Source organism: Streptomyces sp. NPDC037421 (assembly GCF_055602105.1).
The window spans coordinates 83,654-104,885 of sequence record NZ_JBVJWV010000002.1 but is presented as its reverse complement, the minus strand read 5'-3'; the positions used below and the strand labels follow the sequence as shown (position 1 = coordinate 104,885).

At 74.9% G+C, this 21,232-nt stretch carries 15 protein-coding genes; 3 read left to right on the top strand and 12 right to left on the bottom strand.

From position 1 onward, the window contains the following. Window positions 1-131: 131 nt before the first annotated feature. A complete protein-coding gene (locus ACZ7IF_RS03915) occupies window positions 132-1,529 on the top strand; it encodes an STM4012 family radical SAM protein (protein WP_470962567.1) in 1,398 nt (465 codons plus the stop codon). A 7-nt stretch (window positions 1,530-1,536) separates the two neighbouring features. Here the strand turns inward: ACZ7IF_RS03915 and ACZ7IF_RS03910 are convergent, their stop codons facing one another. The 10 genes from ACZ7IF_RS03910 to ACZ7IF_RS03865 all read right to left on the bottom strand — a co-directional run bounded on the left by ACZ7IF_RS03910 (window position 1,537) and on the right by ACZ7IF_RS03865 (window position 15,464). After that, a complete protein-coding gene (locus ACZ7IF_RS03910) occupies window positions 1,537-2,406 on the bottom strand; it encodes a DMT family transporter (RefSeq protein ID WP_470962564.1) in 870 nt (289 codons plus the stop codon). Between the two features lie 134 nt (window positions 2,407-2,540). Further along, window positions 2,541-4,196, bottom strand: a complete 1,656-nt coding sequence (locus tag ACZ7IF_RS03905; RefSeq protein WP_470962561.1) for a thiopeptide-type bacteriocin biosynthesis protein — start codon at window positions 4,194-4,196, stop codon at window positions 2,541-2,543. A 38-nt stretch (window positions 4,197-4,234) separates the two neighbouring features. Beyond that, window positions 4,235-6,169: a TOMM precursor leader peptide-binding protein gene (locus tag ACZ7IF_RS03900; RefSeq protein WP_470962558.1), complete on the bottom strand. Its 1,935-nt coding sequence runs from the start codon at window positions 6,167-6,169 to the stop codon at window positions 4,235-4,237. After that, the gene (locus ACZ7IF_RS03895; protein ID WP_470962555.1) at window positions 6,169-7,923 is read right to left on the bottom strand and encodes a hypothetical protein; all 1,755 of its coding nucleotides are present in this window, start codon (window positions 7,921-7,923) and stop codon (window positions 6,169-6,171) included. Before ACZ7IF_RS03895 ends, ACZ7IF_RS03900 begins: the two co-directional genes overlap by 1 nt. Further along, the gene (locus ACZ7IF_RS03890; protein WP_470962552.1) at window positions 7,920-9,059 is read right to left on the bottom strand and encodes a lantibiotic dehydratase C-terminal domain-containing protein; all 1,140 of its coding nucleotides are present in this window, start codon (window positions 9,057-9,059) and stop codon (window positions 7,920-7,922) included. The genes ACZ7IF_RS03895 and ACZ7IF_RS03890 overlap by 4 nt, the downstream gene beginning before the upstream one ends. A 29-nt stretch (window positions 9,060-9,088) precedes the next feature. Continuing rightward, on the bottom strand, window positions 9,089-11,794 hold the full coding sequence (locus ACZ7IF_RS03885; protein WP_470962548.1) for a lantibiotic dehydratase: 2,706 nt from the start codon (window positions 11,792-11,794) through the stop codon (window positions 9,089-9,091). A 103-nt stretch (window positions 11,795-11,897) separates the two neighbouring features. After that, the gene (locus tag ACZ7IF_RS03880) at window positions 11,898-12,083 is read right to left on the bottom strand and encodes a thiazolylpeptide-type bacteriocin (RefSeq protein ID WP_285343608.1); all 186 of its coding nucleotides are present in this window, start codon (window positions 12,081-12,083) and stop codon (window positions 11,898-11,900) included. 410 nt (window positions 12,084-12,493) lie between these two features. Beyond that, complete coding sequence (locus tag ACZ7IF_RS03875) at window positions 12,494-12,850, bottom strand: zinc ribbon domain-containing protein YjdM (RefSeq protein WP_470962545.1); 357 nt, start codon at window positions 12,848-12,850, stop codon at window positions 12,494-12,496. 74 nt (window positions 12,851-12,924) lie between these two features. Next, on the bottom strand, window positions 12,925-14,370 hold the full coding sequence (locus tag ACZ7IF_RS03870) for a glyceraldehyde-3-phosphate dehydrogenase (RefSeq protein WP_470962542.1): 1,446 nt from the start codon (window positions 14,368-14,370) through the stop codon (window positions 12,925-12,927). A 125-nt stretch (window positions 14,371-14,495) separates the two neighbouring features. Beyond that, complete coding sequence (locus ACZ7IF_RS03865; protein WP_470962539.1) at window positions 14,496-15,464, bottom strand: LysR family transcriptional regulator; 969 nt, start codon at window positions 15,462-15,464, stop codon at window positions 14,496-14,498. Between the two features lie 143 nt (window positions 15,465-15,607). Between ACZ7IF_RS03865 and ACZ7IF_RS03860 the strand changes: the two genes are divergently transcribed. Further along, window positions 15,608-19,114, top strand: a complete 3,507-nt coding sequence (locus tag ACZ7IF_RS03860) for a M28 family peptidase (protein ID WP_470962536.1) — start codon at window positions 15,608-15,610, stop codon at window positions 19,112-19,114. Between the two features lie 189 nt (window positions 19,115-19,303). After that, window positions 19,304-19,759, top strand: coding sequence for a GNAT family N-acetyltransferase (locus tag ACZ7IF_RS03855; protein WP_470962533.1), 456 nt, complete (start codon window positions 19,304-19,306; stop codon window positions 19,757-19,759). Here the strand turns inward: ACZ7IF_RS03855 and ACZ7IF_RS03850 are convergent, their stop codons facing one another. Beyond that, on the bottom strand, window positions 19,760-20,023 hold the full coding sequence (locus ACZ7IF_RS03850; RefSeq protein WP_470962531.1) for a hypothetical protein: 264 nt from the start codon (window positions 20,021-20,023) through the stop codon (window positions 19,760-19,762). It abuts the gene before it with no gap. A gap of 220 nt (window positions 20,024-20,243) precedes the next feature. Continuing rightward, window positions 20,244-21,230, bottom strand: a complete 987-nt coding sequence (locus ACZ7IF_RS03845) for an alpha/beta fold hydrolase (RefSeq protein ID WP_470962528.1) — start codon at window positions 21,228-21,230, stop codon at window positions 20,244-20,246. Window positions 21,231-21,232 lie beyond the last annotated feature (2 nt).

The window sequence follows — 21,232 nt, the reverse complement described above, 5'->3', positions numbered from 1 at the left end:
ATATGAAGCTCTACATCCCGGAAGGCGGTTCATGGGAATCGCACTGCGGAAAGCGGCACGGGCCCGGACCTAAGGTGACGCCTGGTCACGAAGAGTGACGTCCTCTTCCCGAGAGAGAGTCGATTCCCCTTATGACGACGCCTGTTCTGCTCCCGACTCCGTCCTTCCCGGGCTCCTCCGCCGGGACGGACCCGGAAACCCCGTACGAGCAGTACGTGTACGCCTACCCGCACCAGAAGGCGTACCGCCTCCTGGAGAACGGCCCGCTGCTCAGCGACCTGTGGTCCGGCGAGCGCCTGGACGCGCTCTCCCTCTACGCGCACATCCCCTTCTGCGAGATGCGCTGCGGCTTCTGCAACCTCTTCACCCGCACCGGCGCCCCCGAAGAGGTCACCCGCGAGTTCCTCACCACCCTGGAGCGGCAGGCGCGCGTCACCCGCGAGGCGCTGGAGGCCAAGGGCGAGCCGGTCCGCTTCACCCTCGCCGCGTTCGGCGGCGGCACCCCCACCTACCTGACCGCGGACGAGCTCACCCGCCTCTGCGACATCAGCGAGAACGTCATGGGAGCCGACCTCAAGGCCGCCTCCTGGTCGGTGGAGACCTCCCCCGCGACCGCGACCGCCGACCGGATCGCCGTACTCGCCGAACGCGGCGCGACCCGGCTGAGCATCGGCGTGCAGAGCTTCGTCGACGAGGAGGCGCGCGCCGCGGTACGGCCCCAGAAGCGCGCGGAGGTCGAGGCCTCGCTCGCCCGCCTCAAGGAGGCGGAGTTCCCGATCCTCAACATCGACCTCATCTACGGCATCGACGGGCAGACCGAGCGCACCTTCAGGTTCTCCCTGGACGCCGCCCTCGCCTGGGAGCCCGAGGAGATCTACCTCTACCCGCTGTACGTGCGCCCGCTGACCGGGCTGAGCACCCGCCACGCCAAGACGCTCCAGGACTGGAACGACCAGCGGCTGCGGCTCTACCGCTACGGCCGCGACCACCTGCTCTCCGCCGGCTACGAGCAGACCTCCATGCGGGTGTTCCGGCGGTCCGGCACCGCCGCGGTGGAGGACGCCGACGGCAGCAGCATCAGCGAGTACAACCAGCAGGCCGGCATGGTCGGACTCGGCGTCGGCGCCCGCTCGTTCACCACCGGCCTGCACTACACCACCGACTACGCGGTCGCGGTGCCCGAGGTGCGGCGGATCATCGACGACTACATCGCCACCCCGACCGAGCGGTTCCGGCGCGCGCAGTGGGCGTTTCGGATGGACGACGGCGAGCGCCGCCGGATGTACGTGCTCCAGCACCTGCTGGAGTCCACGGGCATGCGCACCGACGCCTACGAGCGGCGGTTCGCGACGCGCTTCGAGGACGACTTCGGGCCGCAGCTCGGCTTCCTGCTGAAGCGGAACTGGCTGCGGGAGAAGGGCGGCACTCTGGGGCTGACCCCGGACGGCATGGCCTGGGCCGACGCGATAGGCCCGATGTTCTTCTCGGACCGCGTCCGCACGGACATGACCGCCTACCAGGACCGGTAGACGGCCCCTACGGCCGGACCCGGCGCCGCTCCGGCAGGGATACGAGAACCAGCCCGAGCAGCATCAGCGCCGCTCCGGCCGCCGCGGTCGGCCCGGGCCGCTCGCCCAGTACCGCGACCCCCAGCACCGCCGCCACCAGCGGCTCGGTCAGGCTCAGCGTGCCCGTCGTCGCGGCGCTGAGCCTGCCGACGCCGCGCGTGAACAGCAGGTAGCCGAGCGCGGTCGTGCCGAGGCCCAGCCAGCCGATCAGCGCGAGCGCGCGCCCCGTGGCCAGCCCCTCGGGGGCCACCAGCAGGTACGGGGAGACCAGCAGCCCCGCGCACAGCACGCTCACCGGGGCCGCCGTGACGAGGTCCGCGCCCCGGGCGGCCAGCTGCTTCGACGCGGCGATGTACACGCCGAAGCTCGCCCCGGACACCACCGCGAAGACCAGCCCGAGCAGGTCGGCGCGGGCCCCGCTGCCGGGCAGCAGCAACAGTGCGATGCCGGCCACGGCGCAGCCCGTCCCCCACACCCAGCGGCGGGTCAGCCGCTCGCCGGTGAGCCACCGGGCGCTCAGCCCGCCGACCACGGGCACGGTCCCGAAGGCGACCGCCGTCGCCAGGGCCGCTCCGCCGCGCTGCACCGCCTGGAGGAAGCAGACCTGGAAGGCGGCCGTCACCAGCACGCTCAGCACGAGCCACCGGCCCGCTCCGGGCTTCCCCAGGGTGCGCAGCCCCGCCGGGCGCACCGTCAGGAGGCTGAGCACGAGACCGCCCAGCAGCATCCGGCAGGCCCCGAGCGACACCGGGTGCACGCCGGTGTCCGCCCACAGCTGGGCGGGCCCCACCGTCCCCCACAGCACCGCCGCCGCCAGTACGGACGCCACTGCTCCCACGACTTCCCCTTTCGCCACATCCGGATCGTGGCGAACGTATCGGGCGGGATCCTCCAGACCTACTGGGGAAAACCATGGGATCCCGCCCGCGCGCGGGGCCCGGCCCGTGGCTTCGCACAAAGGCGTCGGGGCCGTCAGGGCGTGCGGCGCCCCAGCGGCAGCAGGTACTGGAGCGGCTGCTCCAGGTCGTCCAGGCCGAGGAGTTCGTGCGCGAGGTCGTCGTGGAATCCCCCCAGCGGAGTACCGGCCAGGCCCAGCGCCGCACCGGTGAGGAGCAGGGTCTGGGTGAGGTGGCCGGCCTCCAGCAGGGCCAGGCGCAGGGCGCGCAGTCCGTAGCGGCGGCGCAGCAGGCCGAGGTCCGCGTACACGGCCAGGACCGCGGGTGCCCCGTCGACGCCGATCCAGTGGGGGGCCGTGTCGGGCCGGGACAGGTACGTGGAGAGCGCCTTGAGCTCCGCCACGGCCGGCGCCGGGCCGGCCGGGCGCAGGGTGCGCCGCTCCGGCAGGCAGTCGTACGTGCCCGCAGGGACGCCCGCCACGTCGAACACCAGCAGCCGTACCCGGACCGTGTACAGGGCGCCCGCGCTCGGGTAGGGGCGGTGGGACAGGGGCGGGCCGTCCGGCACCGGCTGCCCGGTGCGGGCGCTCTCGGACAGGGAGTTCCACAGCAGCGAGCCCAGGGTGGCGGCGTCCAGCGGTCCCCGGAGCCGGCCGCGCATCGAGGTGCGGGCGGCCAGCACGGCGGACAGCGGCACCTCGGGCAGCGGGCCGGCGGGCAGGGCCAGTTCGGGCCCCGCCGCCCACGCCCTGTCCGCCCCCTCCGGGAGGGGTCGCAGCTCGCTGTCCTCGCCGCGGCCGATCTGGAACTTGCTCCGCTCCAGGTACCGGAAGTCGGCGGCGGTGTGCCCTTCCGGGAAGTAGCCGGGCGGCTCCTCGGTCTCCAGCAGGGTGCGGGCGGCCAGCCGGCACACCGCCCGCTCCTCGTCGGGGGTGATCCCGAGCCGGTTGAACAGCATGTGCAGCTGTGAGCCCCACACCCGGGCCCGCAGCTCCTCCCCCAGCTCCCGCAGCCGTTCGTCGGCCCCGCGGACCTCGGCCGCCCACCGCAGGAGCCGGGGCGGCGCGGTACCCGCGCCGAGCCGCTCGCGCAGTTCCCCGGCACGCCGCCGCAGGGCCGTACGCTGCGCCGCGTACACCGTGTTGACCCGGGTGTGCACGGACGCGCCGGGCAGCAGCGGCACTTCGGTGACCCACCGCCAGCCGGCGGCGTGACCGCGCAGCCGGCGCGCCGCGGTGAGCGGGTCCAGGCCGAGCGCGTGCACCGTCGTATGGGCCAGGTCGGCTGCGGCGGTCAGCCGGGCTCCCGCTCCGCCGCCCTCGGGCAGGGTGCGCAGGGTGTCGAGGACCGCCCGGGTCGAGGCTTCGAAGACCTCCTCGGCGACGGGCAGCGCCCGCGGGCCGCCGTAGCGCTCGGTCTCCGGTTCGTAGGGCACGGCGCGCACCTCGCCGTGGCGGGAAGGCCAGGGGCCGGGCACCTCGGGCACCGCCTTGGCCGCGCGGGCCAGTTCTGCGGGGAGTCCGGCGGCGGCAGCGGCGCTCAGGCCGCGGACCCGGACGCGTACGTGGGGTCCGCCCTCCCCGTAACGGATGAAGAACCATCCGGCGGCCTCCCCCGCCGCGACGAGGCCGTCGAGGAGCGGGGCCGCCTCGCGGACCAGGAACGCGTCCGTGTCCTCGGTGGCGGAGTGCAGGAAGAGGTGGTGGCTGTGCCAGGTGTCGGGGGTCGTCACGTCGTCACGTCCGGTCCTCGTTCGGTTCGGCAGGGGGTTCAGGGGAAGGGGTGCGGGTGGAGGGCGAGGTCCTCGTAGCGCAGCGGCCGGTCCGTGCGGCCCAGCCGGTGGGGCACCTCCAGCAGCCGGGGCAGGCCCCGGGTGCGGTGGTTGACGTGCCCGAAGGTCATCGGCAGCGACCCGGGCACGACGGCCTTCACGCAGTGCAGACCGAGGCGTCGGCGCAGTCCCGGCTCGGTCTGGTCGACGGTGACCACCTCCAGTCCGGCCGCCGCCAGCCGGTCCACCGTCGCGGTGAGCAGGACGGAGAGGTCGGCGACCGGCCCGGGCGCTCCCGGCCAGGCCTCGGCGACGGTCAGGCACGGGGTGTCGGCGAAGAGGAACTCCGCCCTCGGGGCCGCCTCCGGCAGGGCGTTGAGCCCGACGTGGTCGTCGAGGGTGACCACCAGCTCGGGGCGGTCCAGCATCGGCCGCAGCCGCTCGGGATCGCGCGGACGGTCCTCGGCGAGCGCGCGCTGCGCGGACTCCAGCACGTTGGTGACGGCCTCGGCCACCGCGGAGCGGATCGCCGCGCGCGGGTCGTGGTGGGCGCCTGCGGCGAGGAACATCCGCGGGGCGTCGGGGTGGGAGCCCTCGTAGCGGCAGACCGCGACGACCGCCGGGATCCCGAAGTCGTTCGTCGCGTCGAGCAGCAGGAGCCGGTAGCCGGCCAGGGCGGCCCGGTCGGCGAGCAGGGCCGTGTCGGTGTCCTCGGGCGGCGGCTGGACGCGGCGCAGCGGGGTGGCGGTGTACCAGGCCATCAGGAAGGCGTCGCGCTCGGCGACCTCGAACAGCCCGTAGAGCGCCGCCTCCTCGGGGCTGTTGCCGAGGCCGCAGCCGTTGGAGGACTCGTACACCACGCGCGGGCGGCCCTCGCCGGGCGGGTCCCAGTACGCCACGTGCTCGGGGACGGCGATCTCCCGGCGCCGGGTGAGCGACCAGCCCCGCACCCAGTCCAGTTCCAGGCCGGGCGTGTAGGGGACGGTCGGCGAGGCCGGGTGCCCGTGGTGGGCGGGGTCGGGCAGGCCGAGGCGTTCCGGGTCCAGGGCGCGTTCGGGGCCGAGTTCGGCGAAGGAGGCCCGCAGGTCGGAGCGGCGGCCGGTGGGGCGCATCCCGGCGTACCGTTCGACGGCCTCGAAGAGGGCGATCCGCTCGCTGGCGGCGAAGTCCCCGGCCCGGCCGTAGCCGCCGTCGTCGACGCCCCGGCCGTCGGTGACGAGGGCGCTGGTCAGGCAGAAGGCCGAGTCCTCCGTGCGGAACAGGCCGCGGACCGGCCCGAACCGGTCGTCGAACAGGGCCGCGCGCAACCCGTCCGCCGTGGTGCGGGGGTTGGCGGCGCGCAGCAGACCGGGGTCGGGCAGCGGGCGGGGCGCCGAGGGCAACGGGGCCGCCGGGGCGGCGGAGTCGGCGGGCAGCGGGTGGCAGACGGCACAGCCGCCGACCGGGCGGACCTGGTGGCCGGACCAGGTGCCGCGTCCCTGGTGGAGCAGGTGGACGGTGGCCGTCGGCGGGTCCTGGGCGGGCCCCGGCCGGGCGTGGCCGTCCAGGAGGTCCCGTACGAGGGCGCCGAGGGCCTCGGCCAGCGCCGGGGACGGTACGCCGGCCAGTGCCAGCTTCGGGCTCTGCCGGGGCACGCGTCCGCCGGCCGTGGCCAGCCGCTGGTACTCGGCGCAGCACAGGCAGGCCGGCGCGCCGGGCACGAGCAGCGGCCCGACCACCGCGAGCGGCCCGTCGAAGCGTACGGGGACCAGGGCCACGGGGTGGGCCAGCGCGTGCCGGCTCAGCTCCTCGGCGAGCCCCTGCGTCCAGTCGGTGAGCAGGACGGCGGCCGGGCCGGCGGTGGCCGCCAGCGCGGCTGCGGCGTCGAGGACTGGGACGGGCGGGGCGCAGATGACCGCGGCCCCGGCCGGGGCGCTGCGGGCGGCTGTGGTCATCACGGCTCCTCGGGGGTGTGCAGGACGGTGAATCCGAAGGCCCGGAGCCGCGCCCGGAGTTCGTGGCCGCCGGCCGGAGGGCTCGCGGCGGTGTCCCGGAACGGTCCGCCCCGCCGGCGCAGCGCGTCCTGGAAGGCCTCCTCGCGTCCGGCGGTGTCGGCCAGCCAGCGGCCGGTCCAGCCGGCGTCCTCCCAGCCGGCGGTACGGGCACCCGCCACGGCCAGCGGGGCGACGGCGCCGCCGGAGGGCGGGCCGCCGCAGGGCCCGCCGGCGCGGACGGCGGCCACGGCGGCGAGCGCGGCGAAGGCGGCGGCGTCACCCGGGGTGGCCTCCACGGCCTCCCCCAGCACCTCGGGGTCCCCGGCCCGGCGGACGACGGCGTGGTACACCCCGTCGGTACCGGCCCGCAGCACCCGGAGCCGGGCGGGCACCTCCAGACGGGCCGTCAGGGTGTGCCACCAGTGCCGGAACTGGGGGTGCCCGGACCACTGGGGCTCGGCGACGGCGACGGCCCCGGGGGGTGCGCCGCCGGGCGTCCGGGCCGCGCGGCGGGCGAAGGCGGCTCGCAGGGCCCGGCCGCGGGCGTGACCGGGGTTCGCGCCGACGGTGGACCCCGGCCCGGCCAGCAGCAGTTCCGCCGCCCGGCACAGCAGCTCCAGGCGGGCCAGGTCCAGCCTCGGCGCCCCGGCGGTCAGGCGTCGGCGGGCCGGGCCGTCGCCGGGGAGTTCGCAGGTGGCGAGGGGCACCGGGAGCTGGCGGAGGTCCGCCGGGAGCGGGGCGGGCAGGGCACCGCACCGCTCGTCGGTCAGGGCCGACAGCCGCCGGAGCGCTTCGCCGAGGGTGGCCGCGGGGGCGAGGTCCGTCCGCCGGTCGGGGTCCAGCCGGCGGGGCCCGAGCCAGGTGCGGTACTCGGCCCGCAGCGGCCGGGTGCCGGCGAGGAGCACCGCCGGCAGGCCGGGCAGCAGCCGGTCGTCGCCGCCTTCGTCCGCCGGGTCGGGAAGCCCGGCGGCCGCGCACAGCAGCCGGTGCGCGGCCGCGCCGCCGAGCAGCGGGGCGAGTGCCGGGGCCGCGTCGGCGCCGGGGGCGGCGGGACCCGGCCGGGCCTCCAGGGCGGTCGCGTCGGAGCCGGCCTGGGCCGGGCTGCCGGGGGCGGTGGCGTAGCCGCCGTCGGAGCGCAGCCCGGCCGCGAGGGCGCGGACCGGTCCGGTGCCGTGGAGCCGGAGCAGCACCCGGCCTTCGGGCAGGGCCGGGTCTGCGGTGCGGGTGACCGGCAGTCCGCCCCGGGCCAGCGCCCGCCCGGCGGCACGCGCCAGGGGCCCGTCGGGGGCGGCGGCCAGCACCTCGGCCCGGGCGCCGGCGAGTGCGGCGCGGGCGGCGGCGGGCCGCTCGGCGGCCGCCCCGAGCCACAGCGCGACGGGGTCGTGGCGCTGGTCCCCGTACCCGGTCTCCGCGTACCCGTCGGGGTCGGACACCAGCAGGCCGTGTGCCTCCAGCTGCCCGAGCAGGGTCTCCACGGCGGTGCGCAGCGCCGGGCCGGCTCCGGCCGCGTCGAGGTGGTCGTCGAGTGCGCCGGCGCGCAGCGGCCCCTCCAGCCACCGCCACAGGGCGGGCAGTGCGGAGCTGCCCTCCAGGGTGACGCTGCCGGCCCGGCCCCGCAGGTGGAGCCCGGCCCGCAGCGGGGTCACGGCGACGCCCGGCCGGAGCCTGCGCGCGTCCCGGGCGGTGACCGCCGTCACCTGCTCGGTGGCCGTCATGCGCCGCGCTCCACGGCGGCGACGACCGCGCCGAGTTCCGCGCGCCAGTCGGAGCCGGTCAGCGCGGGGACCGTACGGACCACCAGGTGCGCCGCCAGGTACCGCTCCAGCGGGCGGACGTCGCAGATGGCGAGGAGCCGGTAGAGGGCGTTGGTGCAGGCCCGGTGCACCAGGTAGTCGGGGTCGGTGAACATCGCCCCGCCCGGGTCGGCGCGGCTCAGCAGCCTGTGGAACTCGCTGTAGCGGGTGCGGGTGCCCGGGTTCCAGCGTTCGGCCGCCGCCCGGTCCCCGGTGGCGGCCGCCCGGTCCCGGTAGGCGGGCGGGCTGCCGTGCAGGTCCGCGCCTGCCTCGTACCGGGAGCGGGTCAGGTTCCGGGCGCCGGCGCAGAAGTCGGCCCAGGACCGTTCCCAGCCGTGGGCGCCGCCGTCGGCGATCCGTCCGACGAGCGCGGTGGCGGTGTCCCCGGCGCGCTCCCACTGCCGGTCGAAGGAGGCCCTCAGCCGTCCGTCGGGGTCGTCGTGGAGGAGGAAGTCCTCCAGGTGGGAGACGTACGAGTAGTGGCCGCCGGCCAGGCCGCCGGGGTGGGCGGCCGCGTGCGCGGCGAGCGCGGTCACCGCGAGCCGGAGCCGGGCCCGCGCGGTGTCGTCGCGGTCGCCGAGGAAGCCGGCGCCGGCCCGCAGCGCGCCGAGCCCGTCGCGGAGCAGGTCGTCGCGCAGGGCGGCGCCGTCGTCGCCGAGCAGCGCGCGGACGGAGGACCGGTCGGCGGGCTCGACGCGGACCGTGTTGTCGGGATTGACGGGCCCGTAGGGCGGGGGGACTAGTTCGGCGCGCCCGGCCTCGGCGGCCGCCTCCAGCAGCTCGGCCTCGGTGCGGTCGCTGCGCGAGGGGTGCAGGCGCAGCCAGTCGCGGATCCCGGAGGCGGCGGACACGGCGGCGGCCTCCACGCGGGCGGCCGGTCCCTGGAGGCGCAGCCGCAGGTGGGGGCCGTGCAGCCAGTGCCGCTCGACGTGGGCGGCGAGCCCCTGACGCGCGCAGGAGGCGGCGAGGGGGAGCAGCACCTCGCGCAGCAGCGGGGCCTTGACCGGGTGGTGGTGGTAGGCGATCACGTCGAGGGCGCGGCTGGTGGCTGCCGGCATGGTGGGTTCCTCTGCTGTCCGGGGGCGGGTCATCGGGTCCGCCCGGCCCGGTAGACCTCCAGTACGAGTTCGACGGCGCGGGCGGGCGCGTCCTGGGCGCCGGGGGCGGGCAGTGCCTCTTCGAGGACGGCGCCGCCGCGGTGGCGGGAGAGCCACTTGGCCAGGCAGCGCAGGTGCAGGGCGTTGCCGAGGTCGACGAGCTGGGGTTTGGGGCGGGTGAGCCCGCTCAGGAAGTCCTCGGCGGGGCGCCCGGTGGGGGCGGTGGAGGCGGGGTGCAGGAAGAGCTGTTCGGGGAGGCCGAGGGCGGCGCGCCAGCGGGCGGCGGCTTCCGCCGGGACCTCTCCGCCGGCCGCGAGGTCGGCGCGCAGCCGCTGGACGGCGTCTGCCGGGAGCAGCCAGCGGCGGCGGCGCAGCACCACGTCGCGGTGGCGCAGCCTGGGTGTGTGGGTGGCCCTGCCGCCGCCGGGCGCGGGGAGGGCGGTGCGGGGGACGAGCGGGCGGAAGTCGACGATGCCGTGGGGCTGGTCGCCGAGGTGGGCGCCGAGGCGGCGCGGCAGGAGCACCGGGGAGAGGAAGCCGGGGTAGAGCACGTCGAGGAGTTCGCCGGTGCCGCGGAGCCGGATGCGCACCTGGTCGTCGGCCTCGTCGTGGACGAGGTCCAGGTCTGCTTCGCCGAGGGGGGTCCAGCGGTGGTCGGGGCCTATCTCGTCGGGGACGAGGAGGGGGTGGAGGTTGGCGTTGAACCCGCCGACGGGCCGGACCTGGGCGGCCCGGGCGTCGGGGCCGAGGGCGCGCCGGACCTGCCGGGAGACCTCGGTGGTGGCGCGGGGGTCGAGGGCGTCGAGGAACCGGCTGGTGAAGCGGCCCCAGCCGCCGTAGACCTGGTTGACGCAGAGCAGGCCGTGGCGGGGGTCGCGCTGGAGGAAGTACGCGTAGCCGAGCGGGCGGGCCAGGGCCCAGTCGGGGAGCCGGTCGCCGAGGCCCTTGAGGAGGTCCGGGGGCAGGACGAGCTCGGCGGCCGCGGCCGGGTCGCCGTGCGGGGCTTCCCGGGCGGCGGCGACGGCCTCGGCGCGCAGGGCCGCCAGCGGGCCGCTGCCGGTGGGGAGGGCGTCGGCGGGGTCGAGGGCGGAGAGCCGCCCGGCGGTTTCCCAGGCTTCGGCGACCTCGGCTCCGAACTCCCACGGGCGGGGGCAGGTCCCGCCGGGTCCGTAGCGGGCGACGAAGCGGTCGCGGACGACGCGGCGCAGGAGGTGGCCGAGGTCGAAGAGTTCCGCCAGCGGGGTGACCTCGCCGAGCCCCTCGTGGTCGGCCGCGCCGAGGAACCCGTCGAGGTCGAGCGGGTGCGGGGCGACGACGTCCTCGGAGACCGTGCTGAGCGGGGCGGACACGGCCGGGACGGGGCGGCCGGCGGCGGCCAGCGCCCGTGTCCAGCCGTCCGACAGGGCGGCCAGCAGGGCGGGGCGGCCGGCGGCGGGGGTGTCGGCGAACTCGGAGGTCAGCCGTGCGAGCTCGCCGAGGAGCCCGGCCTGGGCGGCGTCGGCGGCGGTGTCCTCGGCGGTGGCGCCGTCCAGGGACCTCACCCAGTGCGCGAGGCGGCCCAGCGGGTCGGGGTCCTGCGGCGGGACCGGTTCGCCCGGCACCAGCAGCCCCGCGTCCGCGAGCCGGGCGAGGAAGCCGGCCGCGGCGGCCCGGCCGTCGCCGCCGGCCCCCGCCCCCGCCCCCGCCCCCGTCAGTGCGGCGGCCAGCAGTCCGGTCAGCTCGTCCAGCGGTACGGGGTTGCCGGCCCGCTCGGTGACCAGGCCCAGCGGGCCGGTGGCGGGCAGCTCGGCCTCGTCCTCGCCGGCCACGAGGTAGCGGCCCCCGGCGAAGGCGGTCCGGTCCCGGGAGTACGCGGCCCGCCCCCCGGTGGTGCGGGCGGTGCTGGTGATGCGGTGGGGCAGGGCGGCCCGGCGGTGCGGGGCGTCCAGGAGGGCGAGGGTGAGGGCGGTGGCCAGGGCCCGGCTGGGCTGTACGACGGACCGGAGCGGGCCGTCGAACAGGGGCGCCCGCCCCCAGGAGGGGACGGCGCGGGCCGGTTCCGTCGGCAGGGCTCCCCAGCCGACGGCGGTGAACCAGGACAGCGGGCTGGTCTTGGTGCTGGCCCGCAGGGCGTAGCGCAGGACGGCCGCTTCCTCCTTGCGGGCCCTGCGGTCCTGTGTCCCGGTGCCGGCCCGCTCCACGGCCCGCAGCAGGTCGGTGCTGGTGAGGGCGACGGCCTTGGCGAGGGCCGGCTCGCGGCAGAGGGCGGCCAGGGCATCGCGTTCGGCGGCCAGGGCCGGTGCGGCGGCGGCCGCGAGTCCGGCGAGGAGCGCGGTGCGGCGTTCGCGCAGGGCGAGCCAGCCGGCGAGCCGGGGCAGCCGTTCCGGGAGGTCGCCGAGGCGCTCCAGGAGGGCGGGCCGGGGTTCGCGTCCGTTGTGCAGGGCGCGGCGCAGCGGGAGGACCACGTCGCGGTGGAGGCCGGCGGGGTGCCCGGCCCGGCTGTCGTGGAGGTCGTCGCAGAGCGGTGCGGCGGTCTCCAGCAGCCGGCGCTCCGTCTCCCGGAGGCGGGCGAGCAGGGTGCGGAACGCGGCGGCGTCCGGTGTCTGGGCGGGGTGGGTCAGTACGGTGGCGCGGACCAGCGCGTACGGCGCGGACCACACCCGGTAGCCGTCGGCTCCGGCCTCGGCCGGCGTGCGGTGCGGCTGCGGCTGCGGCATGCCGGTCCCCTCCTGTGGGTGTGGCGCGCGGGCTTCCCGCCGCACGCGTGGCGGCGGGAAGCGGGTCCGTGTCGTGGGGGTGCGGGGGTCGTACGCGGCGCGGTCAGCCGAGGGGCGTGTCCATGTGCGGCTTGTTGCAGGAGGAGGAGGCCTGGCAGGAGCAGGAGCCCCAGGACGCGCCGCCCTCGGGAAGCGCGACGGTGTCCCGCATGGCGGTGACGGTGAGGTCCCCGAGGTCCAGGTCGAGGTCCTCGACGGCGAATTCGGGGGTGCGTGCGGTGTCGGACATGAGTGTCTCCCTGCGTGTGGAAGCGAAAGCCGAAAGGTGCACTGGACGGAATTCCGCAGGCCGGTGAAACGGCTCGCGGGCCGCCGACGGGAATGCCGAAGGGAATGCCGAATATCCCGGGTTTCGGTCCGGCCGGATATCGATGACATCCGGCCACTGGTGCGGCCGGCCCGGACTTCAGGATCGCCCGGGCGCCCGACGGGCCGCTAGAGCGGAGATCCGGCCGCATTTCCGAACCCGTACGGCAGGTGGCGCGATGTCACGGAAAAAGCCTCCCGGCCGGGTACTCGATCCACCCGCTCAAGCCATCGTGGCCGAAATGGGGCGGCAATGGCCGGTCCGGACATGACGACGCCCCCGGCCACCAGGGGTGGACGGGGGCGGAAAAGGGGAGGGGCGTCAGTGGGAAATCAGCCTTTCCTCACCACGGCGGACTTCAGCTGCATGGCGCCGAAGCCGTCGATCTTGCAGTCGATGTCGTGGCCGTCGACCCCGTCGACGAGGCGGATGTTGCGGACCTTGGTGCCCGCCTTGATGCCGGTCGGGTGGCCCTTGACCTTCAGGCCCTTCACCACGGTCACGGTGTCCCCGTCGGCGAGCACGTTGCCGACCGAGTCCTTGACCACCCGCCCCTGGGGTGCGTCACCGTCCTCGCCGGCCGCGAGGGGCCATTCGTGCCCGCATTCCGGGCAGACGAGGAGGGCGCCCATCTCGTAGGCGTACGGGCCGGAGCATTCGGGACAGGGGGGAAGCGCGTTCTCGGTCACCGGACAAGTCTATGGAACGCGCGGTGCCCCGCCGACGGCAGTCGGCGGGGCACCGGATCAGGCGATGCGCGGGATCAGACCTGCGGGACCGGGTAGGTCGGGTACTCCACCCCGGAGACGTGCTGGACGACGCGGATCACCTGGCACGAGTAGCCGAACTCGTTGTCGTACCAGAGGTAGAGGATCGCGTTGTCGCCGTCCACCTTGGTGGCGCCCGCGTCGACGATCGAGGAGTGGCGCGAGCCGACGAAGTCCATGGAGACGGCGTCGGGAGCGGTGGTGAAGTCGATCTGGCGCTTGAGCGGCGAGTGCAGCGAGACGCCGCGCAGGTACTCCAGGACCTCTTCGCGGGTGGTCTCGCGGCCCAGGCGCAGGCTCAGGATGGCGATCGAGACGTCCGGGACGGGGACGCGGATCGAGCTGCCGGTGATCGGGGCCTTGAGGTCGGGCAGCGCCTTGGCGACGGCGGAGGCGGCGCCGGTCTCGGTGATGACCATGTTGAGCGGCGCGGAGCGGCCCCGGCGGTCGGCCTTGTGGTAGTTGTCCAGCAGGTTCTGGTCGTTCGTGAACGAGTGGACGGTCTCCACGTGGCCGCGGAGCACACCGTACTCGTCGTCCATCGCCTTCAGCGGCGGGACGATCGCGTTGGTGGTGCAGGAGGCGCAGGACAGGACGCGCTCGTCCGGCTTGATGGTGTCGTGGTTGACGCCGTGGACGATGTTCGGGACGTCGCCCTTGCCGGGGGCCGTCAGGACGACCTTGTCGATGCCGGGGCGCAGGTGCTGGGAGAGGCCCTCGCGGTCGCGCCACTTGCCCGTGTTGTCGATGAGGATGGCGTCGTTGATGCCGTACTCGGTGTAGTCGATCTCGGACGGGTCGTTCGCGTAGATCACCTTGATGGTGTTGCCGTTCGCGACGATCGTGCCCGCGGCCTCGTCCACCGTGATGGTGCCCTGGAACTGGCCGTGGATGGAGTCGCGGCGCAGCAGCGAGGCGCGCTTGACGAGGTCCTGGTCACCGCCGCCGCGCACGACGATGGCGCGCAGCCGCAGACCGTTGCCGGAGCCGGCCTTCTCGATGAGCAGGCGGGCGACGAGGCGGCCGATGCGGCCGAAGCCGTAGAGGACGACGTCGCGTCCCTCGCGGCGCTCGATCTTGTTCTCGCCGGTGGCGCCGACGACGGCCTCGGCGGTGAAGTCCTCGACCGACAGACCGCGGTCGTCGGTCTTGTACGTGGCGGCGAGCATGCCGATGTCGATCTGGGACGGGCCCAGGTCGAGGGCGGTGAGGGCCTGGAGGAACGGCATCGTCTCGGTGACCGACAGCTCCTCGCCGTCGATCTGCCGGGCGAAGCGGTGGGCCTTGAGAATGCTCACGACCGACTTGTTCACCAGGGAGCGGCTGTGGAGCAGGATCGTGACGTCCCGTTCCCGGTGCAGCTTCCCGATGAGGGGGATCATCGACTCCGCGATCTCCTCGCGGGTCTTCCAGTTGGCGAACGAGTCCTCGTTGACAGTCACAGACGTTATCTTTCGAGCTAGGCGGCGCTCATATGCTAACCCGCCGCCGGATCGTTCCTTCAAGGGGGACCGCCTGAGCGCCGTCGACGCCGGTCACCCTGGGCGTGAGCTGCGGTCTTCGGGACTCAGGCCGTGTCCTTCGGATCAGGCCGGGCCTCCGGGTGAGCGTCCCACCACGCTCGGTGGAAGTCGTTGTTGTCCACGTTCGCCAGGTACGCGGAGACCGCCGCGCGGTAGAGCCGCTCGGCCTGCTGCGCCGGGACCGCCGAGCGGTTCCAGGCGAGGCGGATGCGGCCGGTGATCGGCGTGCCGGCCAGGGGGCGCATCACGGTCCCCGCCACGGGCGGGGCCGTGGGCTGGCAGAGGGCGATCGCGCGGCCCGCGGCGATCAGGTCGTGGCGCATCTGGCGGTCGGTGATCCGGTGGCGCAGCGAGGGGGTGAAGCCCGCCTTCGCGCAGGCCTCGACCAGGGCCTCGGGACCGCCGTCGTCGTCCTCCACGAGGCTCATCCACTGCTCGCCCGCCAGCTCGGCCAGGTCCAGCGTCGCGCGTCCCGCGAGGCGGTGCCCCGAGGACATCCGGATGCAGAACGGCTCCTGGGGCACCACCGTCCGGGCCGTGACCCCCCTCGGCAGCGGGACCTCGTAGTCGTTCACCTCGCCGTACACGATCACGTCGTACTGGCCGGCGCCGAGCATCCGCACCAGTGCCGTGACGGAGTCCTCCAGGTCCACGGTGACCTCCCGCCCGGACAGCGCCTGGTCGGTCCGGGCGAGCAGGCCGTCCAGGAGCACGAGCAGGATGCAGCCGAGCCTGAGCGGGGCGTCGGCCGCCAGGGCGCGGGCCTCGGCGCCGAGGGCGTCCATCTCGCCCAGCACGCGGCGCGCCTTGGCCAGCACGAAGTGCCCCAGGGCGGTGGGCTCCACCCCGTGCCGGCCCCGGGCGAAGAGCTCGCCGCCGGTGACCGCCTCGATCCGGCGCAGCTGGGCGGAGAGCGCCGGCTGCGAGATCCCCAGCCGCCTGGCCGCCTCCCCCAGGCTGCCCGCTTCCGCGATCCGGCAGACGGCTTGCAGATGTCTCAACTCCAGCTGCATCCGGGCAGCTTACGAAGCTCCACGGCAGCGCACCATAACCCGCGCCTTATGCCCGCAGGGATGTCCCAATCTCGCCATGTCCACGCCCATACTCGGCGACGGCGTACAGCCAGCCACCCCCCACACACGATCGGAGTGGACTCGTGCAGCCCACCAGATGGACGGCGTCCGTGGCAGCCCTCGCGCTGACCGCGAGCCTCGCCGGCGCCCTGGCCGGCACCGCGTCGGCCGCGCAGCAGCCGGATCCCGTACCACCCCGCCAGTCCAAGGCCGAGCGGGCGGTGGCCGCCGCGGACGCGGCCGTCCGCAGCGGCCTCGACACCCTGGTCAACTCCCCCCGCCAGCAGTACGAACGGCGCCTGGTCACCCCGTGGGTGAAGGACCTGTACTCGGTGGCGTACGAGCGCAGCTACCGGGGCCTGCCGGTCGTCGGCGGCGACGCGGTCGTCCTCGCGGACGGCGAGGGCCGGGTCCGCGCGCTCCAGTCGGCCTCCGCGACCGTGATCGACGTGGCGACCACCCCGGACGTCGACGCGAAGGCGGCCGAGGCCTCCTCGCGGCGCGAGCTGGAGAAGGTGGACAAGGTCGACAGCAGCCGGCTCGTCGTCCGGCTCAAGGACGACAAGCCCGTACTGGCCTGGGAGACCGTGCTCACCGGCCGCACCCGTACGGCGCCCAGCCGGCTGCACGTCTTCGTGGACGCCCGCACCGGGAAGGTCGTCGACCGCTACGACGACGTCGTGGCCGGCACCGGCAACAGCAAGTGGAACGGGCCGAACCCGCTGACGATCGACACCACCGCCTCCGGCGGCTCGTACTCCCTGCGCGACCCGAACCGCCCGGGTCTGAGCTGCGCGGACTACAGCACCGGAACCGTCTTCAGCAAGTCCTCGGACTCCTGGGGCACCGGCAACCCGACCTCCAAGGAGACCGGGTGCACGGACCTGATGTTCGCCGCGCAGAAGCAGTGGGACATGCTGGGCCAGTGGCTCGGCCGCAACGGCGTCAGCGGGAACGGGCGCAGCTTCCCGGGCAAGGTCGGGCTGAGCGACCTCAACGCCTACTGGGACGGCAGCTCGGTCACCATCGGCCGCAACAGCGCCAACGAGTGGATCGCCGGCGTGGACGTGGTGGCCCACGAGTACGGGCACGCCATCGACTCCAACACCCCCGGCGGCACCAGCGGCCAGGAGGCCGGGCTGGGCGAGGCCACCGGCGACATCTTCGGCGCGCTGACCGAGGCGTACATCAACGAGCCGGCCCCGTACGACACCCCCGACTACACGGTCGGCGAGGTCATCAACCTCCAGGGCCGCGGCCCGATCCGCAACATGTACGACCCGCCGGCCGTCAACAACGACCCGGCCTGCTACAGCTCCGCGATCCCCGGCACCGAGGTGCACAAGGCCGCCGGGCCGCTCAACCACTGGTTCTACCTGCTGGCCGAGGGCACCAGCCCGGGCGGCGGCAAGCCCAACAGCAGCACCTGCAACCAGACCACGCTGACCGGTGTCGGCGTACAGAACGCCGGCAAGATCTTCTACGGCGGCATGCTGCTCAAGACCAGCAGCATGTCCTACAAGAAGTACCGGACGGCCACCCTCAGCTCGGCCAAGTCCCTCGACGCCACCTGCAACCTGTTCACCAGGACCAAGGCCGCCTGGGACGCCATCAGCGTGCCCGCCCAGAGCGGTGACCCGACCTGCACCCCGAGCGGCCAGAACGACTTCTCGCTCTCCCTGAACCCGGCCTCCGGCACCGTCCAGCAGGGCGGCTCCGTCACCACCACCGTGGCCACCAGCACCACCAGCGGCTCCGCCCAGCAGGTGGCGCTCACCGCGACGGGCCTGCCGGCCGGGGTCACCGCCTCCTTCAACCCGGCCACCGTGCAGTCCGGGCAGTCCTCGACGCTGACCCTCTCCGCCACGTCCAACGCGGCGCCCGGGGCCTCCACCGTCACCGTCAAGGGCCAGGGCGCGTCCCTCGCGCACACCGTCGACTACACCCTCAACGTGGGCGGCACCCAGCCCGATCCGACCGCGCCCGACATCAGCGTCGCCAACGTCCAGGCGCACCTGGCCCAGCTCGGCACGATCGCCTCGCAGAACGGCGGCAACCGCCGGGCCGGCAGCGCGGGCTACACCCAGTCCCTCGCGTACGTGAAGGGCAAGCTCCAGGCCGCCGGCTACACCGTCACCGAACAGGCCTGCACCTCCTGCACCTACCCGTCGAACAACCTGATCGCCGACTGGCCGGGCGGCCCCGCCGACAAGACCGTGATGTTCGGCGCCCACCTCGACGGCGTCTCGGCCGGACCGGGCATCAACGACAACGGCTCGGGCTCCGCCACCCTGCTGGAGAACGCCCTCGTCCTGGCGCAGAAGAACCCGACGATGACCCAGCACGTGCGGTTCGCCTGGTGGACCGACGAGGAGCAGGGCCTCAACGGCTCGAAGTTCTACGTCAACCAGCTCACCAGCGCCCAGCGGGCGGCCATCAAGGGCTACTACAACTTCGACATGGTCGGCTCGACCAACGGCGGCTACTTCATCAACAACCTCAACTCCGCCACGGCCGCCCCCCTGAAGGCGTACTGGACCTCGCTGAACCTCGCCCCGGAGGAGAACACCGAGGGCCAGGGCCGCAGTGACGACTACTCCTTCCAGCAGGCGGGCATCCCCACCTCCGGCTACGCCGCCGGCGCCAGCGCCCGCAAGACCTCGGCGCAGGCCGCGAAGTGGGGCGGCACCGCCAACGCGGCGTACGACTCCTGCTACCACAGCTCCTGCGACACCCCCTCCAACATCAGCGCCACCGTCCTCGACCGCAGCGCCGACGGCGTCGCGTACGCCATCTGGAAGACGGCCGTCGGCGGCGGCACCCCCGCCTCCGACTTCTCGATCGGCACCAGCCCGGCCGCCGGCTCCGCCAACCCGGGCGGCGGCGTCACCTCCACGGTGAACACCACCACCGTCAGCGGCAGCCCGCAGACCGTCGCCCTGTCCGTCTCGGGCGCCCCCTCCGGCGTGACCGCGACCGTCAGCCCGGCCTCGGTCCAGTCCGGCCAGTCCGCGACCCTCTCCGTCCAGGTCGCCGCGGGCACCCCGGCCGGCACGCACACCCTGACCGTCACCGGCACCGGGTCCGCCACCCACAGCACCACGTACACGCTGACCATCGGCGGGGGCGGCGGCACCTGCACCCCGGCCCAGGTCGTCGCCAACGGCGGCTTCGAGAGCGGCTCCTCCCCGTGGTCCGCGACCTCCGGGGTGATCACCAACCAGGCCGGCCAGCTCCCGCACGGCGGCTCGTACATGGCCTGGCTGAACGGCTGGGGCAGCTCCCGCACGGACAGCGCCTCGCAGTCCCTGACCCTCCCCGCCGGCTGCGCCTCCGGCCGGCTCTCCTTCTACCTGCACATCGACACCGACGAGAACGAGAACGTCGCCTATGACACCTTCACGGTCTCGGTGGGCGGCCAGACCCTGGCAACCCTCTCCAACCTGGACGCGGGCTCCGGCTACACCCTGAAGAGCTACGACGTCTCCCAGTTCGCCGGGCAGACCGTCGTCCTGCAGTTCAAGGGAGTGGAGGACCAGTCCCTCCAGACCTCCTTCGTGGTGGACGACGTGACCCTCCAGACGAGCTGACCCGACGGCACCACCCCGAGGGCCATCCCAGGAGCCCGGCCGGCACCCCGGCCGGGCTCCGCCGCGTACCGGGCGGAACCCGCCGCCGTGTCGAAATCGGCGGCCGCCGCGGCACCTCCGTGGACAGGTGTGGGGGTGCCGGCCGCTTGCTACGTTGCGTCCGTCCGCCGATCACAGGAGTTGCCGCACATGTCCGACGTCAAGGTCCGTTCCGTCGAGCCCGGGGACTTCGCCCAGTGGCGTGCCCTGTACCGGGGCTACGCCGACTTCTACCGGGTGGAGCAGACCGAGGAGGCGGCCGCCACCGTGTGGGCGTGGGTGAACGACCCCGGACACGAGGTCAGCGCCCTGGTTGCCGAGGACGCCGAAGGCCGGCTGCTGGGGCTGGCGCACTACCGGCCCTTCGCCCGGCCGCTGTCCGCGACCGTCGGCTGCTTCCTGGACGACCTGTTCGTGGCCCCCGAGCACCGCGGTTCCGGCGCCGCCGACCTGCTGCTCGGGACCCTGCGCGAACTCGCCGCCGAACGCGGCTGGAGCGTGGTGCGGTGGATCACCGCCGACGACAACCACCGGGCGCGGTCCAAGTACGACCAGGTGGCCACCCGGACCATGTGGGTCACCTACGACATGGCACCCGGCCGCTGATCAGCCCCCGCCGGCCGCGTCGTCGCAGGCGGGGCAGATCCGGTCCGCGTGCTCCGGGGGGTACCAGCCGGAGCCGGGGTCCCCGGAGGGCTGCCACGCGGCCGTCCCCATGGCGAAGGTGTCCTTGCCGCACAGCGTCCTCGGACCCCGCACTCCGCTCTGCCCCGGGGCGGCCGGCGCCGCGTGCACCCGCAGGACCGGCGCCCGGCCGGACACCGCCCCCGCCGTGTCGCCGTACTCGTACACCACGACCGTCGCGCTCATACCCCGACGATAGGCGGCTCGGCCCGAACCCGCCGGACCGGCGCGGCCGGCCGGGACCGCGTCCTCGCGGGCGGGGTGGCGGTCCGGACACTAACGCCCGAGCACGTCGACGGATCGCGGAGGCGGCGCCCACCGGCGAGCGGGCGCACGCCCACGACCTGGCCGCGCTGCTGCGCGGCCCGGCCGGCGCGGACGCCCGCCCCGCCCTGGCGTCACCCCGCTAGCGGCACAGCTCCGCGACCCGCTCCAGCTCGTCCCCCCATACGGCGACGTCGCGCGGCCCGACGTGCGGGGCGGCGACCGACCGTACGCGGAAGCGGTTGCGCGGTGTGGTCTCGTCCGCCTCCCGGATCATCAGGTCCTGGAGCGCGAGCGGGATCGAGCGGTCCTCGGTGAACCGCAGGAAGGTGCGCGGCACCCGGCCCCAGCGGTCCGCCAGGCCGCGGGAGTCGGCGGTGCCGATCGCCGCGGATTCGTCGGGCTCCAGGGTGTTCAGGAGCGCCCGGATCTCGGCGTCGGTCCGGTCGGCGGCCAGGGCCTCCTTCATCACGGCGAAGAAGGCCGGGTCGGCCGAGCGCCAGTTGACCCGGTTCACCCCCAGCTCGGGCGGGGTCCTGAAGGGCGGGATCTTGAACAGGGAGCTGGTGGCGCCCTCGGGCGACATCATGAGTTCGACCACCGAGGTGTGCCGCGTCGGGCAGAAGGCGGAGGCGTACACCAGGTGGGAGACCAGTTCTGGCACCCGGTTGGCGACCGCGTTCAGGGTCGCCCCGCCCAGGCTCTGGCCGACCAGGATCACCGGGCCGTTGCGGTGGGCGGCGCGTACGACTCCCACGACGTGCTCCGCGAAGTCGGCCAGCGTGACCCTGCCGATCGGCGAGGGCTCGGTGGCCAGCCGCTCCAGGTCCTGCGGGGACTGGTAGGAGACGGGGAAGTAGGCGCCGGGCCCGTGGCCCGGGAGGTCGACGGCGATCGTGCGGTGCCCGCGCAGGCCCAGCTCGGCGAGGACCGGGGACCAGCCGTAGGAGTTGCTCCCGGAGCCGTGGACCAGGACGAAGGTCGGCGCGCCGCGCCGGCGTCCGTCGGCGTGCGCGGCGGAGGCTCCGGCGGCCACGGCGGCGACCGTGCCCGCGCCGGCCGCGGTGACCCGCAGGACCCCGCGCCGCGACCAGCCGCCGCCTTCGACGATGTCACTCTGTTCGCTCATAC